The organism is Streptomyces sp. NPDC041796, assembly GCF_055590785.1.
In genome coordinates this window covers 60,124-66,375 of sequence record NZ_JBVJAH010000028.1, presented here as the reverse complement: position 1 = coordinate 66,375, position 6,252 = coordinate 60,124, and the positions used below count along the sequence as shown (strand labels likewise).

The 6,252-nt window shown below is 67.5% G+C and carries 7 protein-coding genes; 3 read left to right on the top strand and 4 right to left on the bottom strand.

The window, feature by feature from the left end; translation table 11 throughout:
* Positions 1 to 141 precede the first annotated feature (141 nt).
* Complete coding sequence (locus tag ACZ6C1_RS35160) at positions 142 to 342, bottom strand: hypothetical protein (protein WP_469246895.1); 201 nt, start codon at positions 340 to 342, stop codon at positions 142 to 144.
* A 477-nt stretch (positions 343 to 819) separates the two neighbouring features.
* Here ACZ6C1_RS35160 and ACZ6C1_RS35155 point away from each other — a divergent pair, with 477 nt between their 5' ends.
* Positions 820 to 1,599 carry a hypothetical protein gene (locus ACZ6C1_RS35155; RefSeq protein ID WP_469246894.1) on the top strand — a complete coding sequence of 260 codons (780 nt, stop codon included), beginning with the start codon at positions 820 to 822 and terminating at the stop codon, positions 1,597 to 1,599.
* 225 nt (positions 1,600 to 1,824) lie between these two features.
* Here ACZ6C1_RS35155 and ACZ6C1_RS35150 read toward each other — a convergent pair whose 3' ends face one another.
* Together ACZ6C1_RS35150 and ACZ6C1_RS35145 are read right to left on the bottom strand one after the other, a co-directional pair.
* Complete coding sequence (locus ACZ6C1_RS35150; protein WP_469246893.1) at positions 1,825 to 2,253, bottom strand: RidA family protein; 429 nt, start codon at positions 2,251 to 2,253, stop codon at positions 1,825 to 1,827.
* A 195-nt stretch (positions 2,254 to 2,448) separates the two neighbouring features.
* A complete protein-coding gene (locus ACZ6C1_RS35145; RefSeq protein WP_469246892.1) occupies positions 2,449 to 3,849 on the bottom strand; it encodes an MFS transporter in 1,401 nt (466 codons plus the stop codon).
* Between the two features lie 169 nt (positions 3,850 to 4,018).
* Here ACZ6C1_RS35145 and ACZ6C1_RS35140 point away from each other — a divergent pair, with 169 nt between their 5' ends.
* Positions 4,019 to 4,957 (top strand): helix-turn-helix transcriptional regulator, encoded by a 939-nt coding sequence (locus ACZ6C1_RS35140; RefSeq protein WP_469246891.1) that lies wholly within the window; start codon positions 4,019 to 4,021, stop codon positions 4,955 to 4,957.
* A 409-nt stretch (positions 4,958 to 5,366) separates the two neighbouring features.
* On the top strand, positions 5,367 to 5,579 hold the full coding sequence (locus ACZ6C1_RS35135; RefSeq protein ID WP_469246890.1) for a hypothetical protein: 213 nt from the start codon (positions 5,367 to 5,369) through the stop codon (positions 5,577 to 5,579).
* Between the two features lie 217 nt (positions 5,580 to 5,796).
* On the opposite strand, the gene ACZ6C1_RS35130 is transcribed toward ACZ6C1_RS35135, so the two are convergent.
* Positions 5,797 to 6,117, bottom strand: coding sequence for a hypothetical protein (locus ACZ6C1_RS35130; RefSeq protein ID WP_469246889.1), 321 nt, complete (start codon positions 6,115 to 6,117; stop codon positions 5,797 to 5,799).
* Between the last annotated feature and the right edge of the window lie 135 nt (positions 6,118 to 6,252).

Below are 6,252 nucleotides of genomic sequence, written 5' to 3'. Positions count from 1 at the left end.
GATCATCTTGTCGGAGTCCCTCCAGGCCGATGAAGAGCTCTGCGACTTCCTCGACCCGGATGACGACAGCCTCGAACTGCTGGAGACGAATTCCGTCCGACTACCGTTCGAGGCCGGAGTGGGCCAGCAGGGGGAGGGGGTTCAGGGTTGCCATGTTCGCAGGTGTTCGGTGATGCGGGTGGCGGTGCAGCGTTGGTTGTAGAGCTCGTGGGCGAGGGCGGTGAGCTGGTTGTGGGTCGGGTTGGCGGGGGTGCCGGTGGCGTTGAGGTACGTGGCGGCGACGGCGCAGGCGGCGGTGAGGTTGGACTGCTCCAGCCAGCGGTATCGGCCCAGGGTGTGCACGAGTGCGGCGGCGCGGGCGTAGGGGCCGCCGTATACGGGTTGTTCGAGGAGTTCTGCTTCGGTGGTGGGCCACGGCGGCGAGCGGGACTCCGAGGTCGTCGGGTGCCGGGTCGTGTTTGCCGGCGCGTTCGGCGACTTCCATGATCCAGGACAGGTCGACGTGCAGGGACATGCTCACGCAGGGCGCCCCGGTCTCGGGGCGTCGGGGGCGTGCTGGGTGTGGAGGTCGGCTTCGAGGTCGGCGAGGAAGTCGCCGTGGTTGTCGATGAGGTGCTGAGCGGCGGCCAATGCCGGCCGCGCGGGCGCCGGTGGTGTCCTCGGCGATGAGGCGTTCGACGTACTTGGTGAAGTCCAGGCCACGGGCGGCGGCGTCCTGGGCCAAGGCCGGCTGACCGCTTCCCCTGCCTGCCTCGACGGCCCGCCGCCCTCCGGGCGCCGGGCCGTCAGCCTAGGATGCTGCAATAGGCTGCGCTGGTCATGGACACGCACGCGGCAGCTGAGCAGACCCAGCGAGACACGGTCGCTTGTGGTCCGCCGATCCGGCAGCTCTTCCGGGACGTCATCGCCGATCGTCTGCCGGACCGCATGCCGCTCCAGGCGGCCATGCTGTTCGACTCAGAGTTCGACCCCGACTGGGACGACCGGGCCTTCCTCGGCGAGTTCTACAACGAGATCCTCCACCAGGACACCTGCCAGCCCTACACCGCCGACGGCCTCGTCCTGCTCGCGGCGCTGGCGGTTGACGACCGGGTTCCAGCCCGACAGCGGTTTGAAGCCGTCGGTCTACTGTTCCGCGCCGCCACCGTCGCCGAGCGCCACCTCGCCGAGAGCTGGCCGGCCGCCCTGCAACATGCTGATCCCGACAGCGAGGCCCGGGCCCGCAACGCAGTCCTGTTGCACACCCCTGATCTGCTGGCCCGCTGGTCAGGCGAGTGCTTCGCAGTTCGGCTGGCTCTCGCCGGCCTCGCCGTCGTCTTCCCGACGGACCGTACCCTGCCCGCCCTGACAGCGCGCCTGCACACCTTCATGAACCAGCACCCCCTAGGCACCGACATCGGTGACTACCTGCGATTCGTCCTCGTGCTGGCCGCCCAAGACGAAAGCCAGACCCTCGCGGTGACCGAGAAACTCGCCGACGCCTACTGGACGGGCACAGTGCGCGGAGCGCCTACACGGGCACGAGCTCTCCACCTCCTCGGCCAGATGCTGACCAGTGTCGGAGCCGGACTCCCTCGGCCAGCGCCGACCGGGCAGTGACGCCCCGCTCGCTGCTCATTCTCGTGAACATTCGCGGGCGTCGAAATCCGCAACTGCTGCCCAAACCGGCGGACAAACGCTGCCCCTAGAAGTGAACAAAGCCAGACACCGATTGTGACTATTCTGATCACCAGCATCGCCCACCTGCCTGCTGCTCGTGCCGGTTCGACCGGCACGAGCAGCAGAGACGGCGAGGTCGCATCACGCGACGGCGGTACCCTCGAGCTAGACCATCTGGCCGGGGATCGCCAACTGTGTCACCCCGAGCATCGTGGTGGCCGGTACCACCCCGACGGCGCCCAACCGCGACGCCAACACGCCGTAGTCCGGGAACAGCAGATCGACGTCGGTGGTGTGGACGTTGAGCCGAGCGAGGTGCACGAGGGACATGTCGGCCTCGCCGAGTACGGCCTCCAGATTGTCAAGGCTCAGCGCCGACTGTGCGGCCATGTCACCGTCATGCCGGGGCTTGCCGTCGCCGCTCATCGCGGTCTGCCCGGAGCAGTACAGGGCCCGGGTGTGCCCGAAGACGAGCTCACCCTGGTTGAATCCCATTTCCACCGACCACGTCACCGGGTTGACTGCCCTTCGTTCCGCCGCCACATCAGCTCCAATATTGGAAGCACGTACGGCTATGGGCGTGCTAACCGCCATCGTTGAGGTCGGTGCTCACGAGCCTTCCAACAAATCACGACACCCTTGGTGAGACCCTCGTATGCGCACCGCTCGGCTGGTCTCGCTGTTGCGTCAGCGTGGTGCCGACTATGGGACACGTCGGCCCACGAGCTGGAGTTGACCGGCTTGCAGACCGAGCACCGGTCAAGCGGTGTGCTTCCCTCCCGCACGGGTTCACTGGTCGGCTTGCTGGGCCGCGGCCTTCGGGAGCGCGAGCATCACGAGGCCGGTCACGAGGTAGAGCACCGCGGTGGCGACGAGGACGATGCTGAGCGCGTGACCGTAGTCGGCCGGTCCTGGTGCATCGGTCGTCGGTCCGGTGACGGCGGCGAAGAAGATCGTTCCGAGAACGGCGATGCCGATGGATCCGCCGATCTGGTTGACGGTGGAAAGGACGCCGCCCGCCGCGCCCGCATGGCGTCCGGGAACACCGGCGAGCACGACGTTGACGAGAAGGGGGGCGGCGAGACCGAGTCCGAGGCCGCCGATGAACAGGCCGAGCGCGAGGAGCCAGTATCCGGGGTCGCTGCCGCCCCTGATGACGGCCAAGAGCACGAGCTGAGATGCCGCGATGGTGAGTGAGCCGGTGATGAGCAGGGCTCGGCCCGCCTTGGCGGCGAGAGCGACGCCGAGTCCCGAAGTGATGATCGAGCCAAGGGCGTAGGGCAGGATCACCAAACCGGTCTCCCACGCGGTCCGGCCGGTACCGAGCTGAAGGTAGACCGACAGGGTGAGGAAGAACGGTCCGATACCACCGAAGAAGAGCACGGATGCGCTCAGGCCTATGGCGAAAGCACGATTCCTGAGCAGGGCCGGGTCGAAGACGGGCTCGCCCCCACGGATGGAGAGGCTGCGCTCGTATACGAGGAAGATCGTGAGCAGCATGATTCCGGCCGCCAGGAGGGCGTAGCTGGCCGCGGTCCATCCCCATGTCTCGATCTGGATGATCGGCAGCAGGAGGAGCAGGATGCCCGAGGCCGCCAATAGGGCACCCACGAGGTCGAGTCGCGCGGTAGAGGCGGAACGGGACTCCGGCAAGACCCTCGCCCCGACAACGAGGGCGAGAATCGAGACGGGGACGTTGATCCAGAAGATGGTGCGCCACCCCAGACCGAACAGGTCGGCCTCGACGAGGAGTCCGCCCAGCAGTGGGCCTGCCACCGAGGCGAGCCCCTGGACCGCCCCATAGGCGCCGAATGCCTTGGCGCGCTCTGCCGGCGCGAACGATGCTCGGATCACCCCGAACACCTGCGGGACCATGATCCCCGCGGTCAGTCCTTGCGCGGCGCGCATGCCGATGAGCATTCCAGGAGTGACGGCGAGCGCGCAGAGCGCGGAGGTGACCATGAACCCGGCCAGCCCGATCATGAACAGGCGCTTGCGGCCGAACTGGTCACCGAGCCGTCCGCCAGTGATCAGTCCCGCGCCCAGGGCGAGGGTATACGCAGCGATCGTCCATTGGACCTGAGCGTCCCCGGCTCCTATATCACGGGCAATCGCCGGGGCCGCGACAGTGACGATCGTCGCGTCGACGAGGTCCATGAAGGAGCCGAACAGTACGACCAGGAGCGCCACGTTCGCGCCTGCGCCGGATAGAGGTGCGGGAGAAGCGTCGGGGGTGCGTGTGCCCTCTCGGGATGTCTGTGGAGTGGTCATGTCGGCCAGGGTCACAGCTATAGTTGCCATCGAATGACCGGTTTCCGGGGGGATTATGGCTGTGACCTCCGCGCGGAGCCTCAGGCTGTTGTCGATCCTCGGTATCGGCGCCACCCTGACTGCCGAGGAGCTCGCCGAAAGGCTCGGCGTCTCCCTTCGGACCGTGCGACGCGACATCGACACACTCAGAGAGCTCGGGTACGAGATCGAGGCCGTGCGCGGGGTGGGCGGAGGCTATCGGCTCGGCCGCGCCACCTGCTTGCCGCCGGTCGTCTTCGACGAGGACCAAGCAGTCGCCGCGGCCGTGGCGCTCCAGACCGTCCCCACGATCCTCTCCGGTATCCGCGAGAACTCGGCGCGCGCCCTCGCCACGCTGCAGCAAGCGATGCCCGCCCGCAGCCGCATACGCACCGAGTCGTTCAGCGTCTCCGCGGCGCGCAACTACTGGGAATTCCCTGCAGCACCCATCGATGCCGAGATCATCCGCGTCATCGGCGGCGCGATCAACCGACAGCACGTCGTTCGCGTGGACTACACCGGTGAAGACGAACGGGCGACGCTCACGCTGGAACCGCACGGCCTCGTCGTGTGGGCGGCACGGTGGTACCTCGTCGCGTTCGAACCGGACGCGGGCCAATGGCGCGCGATGCGCGTCGACCGCCTCGAACCCCGCATGCCCACGGGGAGAACCTTCGACCGCCGCGACGTCCCGTACGGCGATCCGGTCGCATTCGTCATGAGCACGCACGACCGCGGCGACACCCTGGCGGAATGGCCATGCTGCGGGTCGGCTCTCGTCGCGCTGCCTGCGCCCATTGTCGCCCGTTTCGCCCCCGGCGGGTCGATGGTCGAGCACGAAACCGACTCCAGCTGCCGACTCACGCTCGGTGCGTGGTCATGGGCAGGGCTGGCAGGACTGCTCCTGACTTTCGACGCCGACATCACAGACATCGAACCGGCAGAGCTCAGGCAGGCGTTGCGCTCCCTGCGGATCCGTATCGACGCAGCACTCGGGTGTGTCGGGTGAGTTCACCGTGGGTGCTCTTGGGCGGCCTTGGGGCCGGTGCCTGCATGCCGCGCCGCCGCAGCGTGCGTGGCGACGCTGCCTTGACCACAGCGTGCAGTTGCGGCTGCTCTCGTGGGGAAGCGCCGCAGCCGCCCGCTGCCGTATCCGCTGACTGAGGTGCGGTACGCCATGAAGTCTCCTACACCCGGTGGTGTCGGGAACCTCGTGGCGGGGTCGTATGCCACTCCGCCCCCGTCTCGCGCCATTTTCCCGGCGTTCCTTTGTGCCACGCGTACATTTGGCGTACGAACGGCGTACGCGACGTACATTTCGGACCTATTCGGCTTCTGTCCGGGCAGGCGCTCGTCGTCCCGCCCTGGCCGCCGTCTGCTGCCGAAGATGTCGCGGGTGGGGGCTACTGCCAGAAGAGGTGTTTGATGACGATCTGTGGTTCGGCGACGCGGTGGAGGAAGGTGTAGCGGAGCCAGCCACGGCCTTTGTCGAAGTAGAGGATGTGGGGTCCGCGCGGGTTGGTGGAGCGGGCGGGTTCGATGCTGGCTTTGGTCGTGTCGAGGTTGTGGTCGCGGTAGGGGTGCTGGGAGCACTTGAGGTCGAGGACGGCGTCGAAGAGCAGCTCCCCTGACTGGCGCTGGGAGGCTGTCGCGGTACTCGGCGGCGATTTTGGTCCAGTCCGCAGCCCGGGGCGGGCGGGTGAACTCTTTGCTCACTCGCGTGGCCCGAGGTGGCTGAGGCGGTGAAGGATTTGGGCGGCTTCCTCCAGCAGAGCTTTGGCTTTGTCTGGATCCGCGCAGTTTGCGGCTCGTGTCTCGAGGTCGCGGAGGTGCTGGTCGAGCTCGGGGTCACGTGTGAGGGCGTACTCGGTCCACCAGCGGGCCAGAAAGCGGGGCAGGGTGGTGGAGGGTGGCCGCGACGTAGAGCGCCACGGGCACGGTGGCTTCGTAAATGGTGTTCTGGTGGGTCACTTCCCTGAGTGCGTCATCGGTGGCGGCCAACCTGACGACCGGGTCGGTGCTGAGGATGCGTGCCAGCGCCGTCGGCAGGGATTCGCCCGTCCCGCGTGGGGTGGCGAGCGACGCCCAATCTGTACCGTCCAGGAGCGCTTGGTAGTGACGTAGCTCGTGGGGGCGAGGATTCTCGATCCGGCTGCGGCTGTTGGTCACAGGCGGAGGCTATAGCGTCTATGAGCCGGTGTGGCGCGGGGTGTCATGTGTAGAGCAGGACGCGCGTGCCGAGACTGGTGAACAAAACCAGCCGGCGGCGGACCGGTGTGCACCAGCGGGTCAGCTGGCCTTGCG

Coding starts and splice junctions, on each gene's coding strand:
- ACZ6C1_RS35155 (WP_469246894.1), top strand. CDS start 820: ATGGACACGCACGCGGCAGCTGAGCAGACCCAGCGAGACACGGTCGCT.
- ACZ6C1_RS35150 (WP_469246893.1), bottom strand. CDS start 2,253: ATGGCGGTTAGCACGCCCATAGCCGTACGTGCTTCCAATATTGGAGCT.